Source organism: Brasilonema bromeliae SPC951, from assembly GCF_012912135.1.
GTDB lineage: Bacteria > Cyanobacteriota > Cyanobacteriia > Cyanobacteriales > Nostocaceae > Brasilonema > Brasilonema bromeliae.
The window spans coordinates 1-2,074 of sequence record NZ_QMEB01000397.1 but is presented as its reverse complement, the minus strand read 5'-3'; the positions used below and the strand labels follow the sequence as shown (position 1 = coordinate 2,074).

At 40.4% G+C, this 2,074-nt stretch carries 3 protein-coding genes; all 3 read left to right on the top strand.

Going from position 1 to position 2,074, the window contains the following annotated elements; genetic code table 11:
- The coding region (locus DP116_RS28815; protein ID WP_211173563.1) for a hypothetical protein at positions 1-231 on the top strand (231 nt) is incomplete at its 5' end.
- Positions 232-242: 11 nt separating this feature from the next.
- Positions 243-587, top strand: coding sequence for a hypothetical protein (locus DP116_RS27980; protein ID WP_169158217.1), 345 nt, complete (start codon positions 243-245; stop codon positions 585-587).
- Positions 584-2,074: hypothetical protein (locus tag DP116_RS27975; RefSeq protein WP_169158216.1), on the top strand; the 1,491-nt coding region annotated here is incomplete at its 3' end. The genes DP116_RS27980 and DP116_RS27975, both read left to right, overlap by 4 nt.

The window sequence follows — 2,074 nt, the reverse complement described above, 5'->3', positions numbered from 1 at the left end:
TTAGAAAGCGGCAGAGCCGCCCCAACTGCATTTCCAGGTAGAACCTGGAAACGAGATTTGAAACAAGATTTGAAACGAGATCCTTGTTCCCAGTCTCTGACTGGGAATACTCACTGGGAGGCTCTGCCTCCCTTAGAAAGCGGCAGAGCCGCCCCAACTGCATTTCCAGGTAGAACCTGGAAACGAGGTTACGAGGTTACGAGATTTGAACGAGATTTGAAATCCTACTGAAGGTATGACCTATGGAAGTTAATCAACCAAACATCACAATTGAGGCTTTTTTGCAAGTCTTAGAACAGCAAGGATTTGTCTTTGATGAAAAAAGCCGCGAAGATTTGTTGACAATCAAGCAAACCCTGGCAGAATTAGAAAATCAACCACTTTCAGCAGCCGTTGATGCAATTACCGCTTGGTGTAGAGAACATCCAGATGTTGCAGATGCTGTCCGATTTGCTGCTAGAGAAATCACTATCAAAAAGCGCAATCCGGCAAACCAAGAAGGAACTTTAATCAATCAGTTCCCAGATTATCAGAAAATCATTGATGAGCGACAAAAAAATCCACAGCCAGAACCTCCCAAAAAATGAGTCCTAAAGTCTATGCTCCCAATGTTCATTTATTTGCCTTTGTTCTGCAAAAAGCAGAAGAACAGGAGAAAGATTGGCTTTGGAAAAGTTGTGATGAAATCATCGACAAAATCCTGCATAAAAATTTCAACTTGACGCAATTGCTGGATTTAGAAAAGGAGCCAGATAACCCGACTGTCTCTTTGATCAAAGCCGATGAACGAACAGAAGTTACCCCGATTGAAGGCGCGGTGACTTTCGATAATTCTTCCAATAATTCTTCCAAAATATCTATTGACGGATTTGCCTATCCGCTAAGACTTTATGATAGTTACGGACTGTGGTTAAATCTGCGCCGTCCAGAAAAAGAAAATGGTCAAAAAACTGATGATGTCGATATTCAGCTTCTGCGTCAACTCAATCCAGAGAATTGTTTGCTCTTAAATGGTAATAACAACTTTATCGGTGAAACTCTCATCATTACTGCTTGGTTGTCATCAGAACAAGACCCTCAAAATCAAAAAGCTTTGAAAAATCTTGCTGATGAATGTCTCAAAGCTTTCTTTCCTCAAGGCTATACCATACCTCCATTTGCTCGTTCCGACACTCTCTTTGGTAGCCCCATTTTTGAATACGGACTTTTTAGTCAATTAACACATTACCGTCATATTTTAGTTTGGTTTTTCAGCCATCCAGAAGCTGAGGAGAAATTTGTTTTTTATCAAGAGCAATTATTAGATTTATTTTTCTTTCGCGCCAAAGTGGTGAAAGCTTTTCAACAAAGCCGTCAGGTTTATTATGACACAAATCAAGAATATAGCAAAATAGAAGAGGAAATTAAAACATTAGAAAAGTTTGGAGAGACTCAGCAATTAACAGCAGAAGAATTAGAGCAATTAAGCGATAAATTAAAAACACTTCCAAAAAGTGCTTTAGACTATACCAATTTATTGCGGTATCTGGAAGCATACCAAAATACAATTGCGATAAATACTCGAAACTATGCTGAGAGATTGCAACAAATTCGTGGTATCATTAAAGATGAAGATATCAGCTTTTTAGAAAGATTTAGTCTGGAAAACTGTGCTTATTTTCAGGAACAAATTCAAGCAGAGTTGGGATATTTTCATCATGGTTCGAGCTTGCTGGATAAAGCGATAGCTTCTATCCGGGGGCGTGTGGCGATAGATAGGGCGAAGAGCGATCGCATTGCACAGGATAAGAAAGAAATAGGCGATCGCAACCTCCAAATCACGATTCTCGCCGTAGGTAGTGCGATCGGTTCTGCTGGAATAATGGCATCTAGTTATGCTCTCGTCACACAGGAAGATCCTCTGTTACCTCCTTTCTCCACATCCATACCCCATCGCTTCAGCTTATCCATTTGTTACAGTCTCCTTTTCGGAGTTGTTTTAGGAATGTTGATTTGGGGAGGGGATAAAATTTGGCAGTCTTTTGACACTCCCCTGCCTAAAGGCGAGGGGATTCTACATTCATCGTCAGAACTT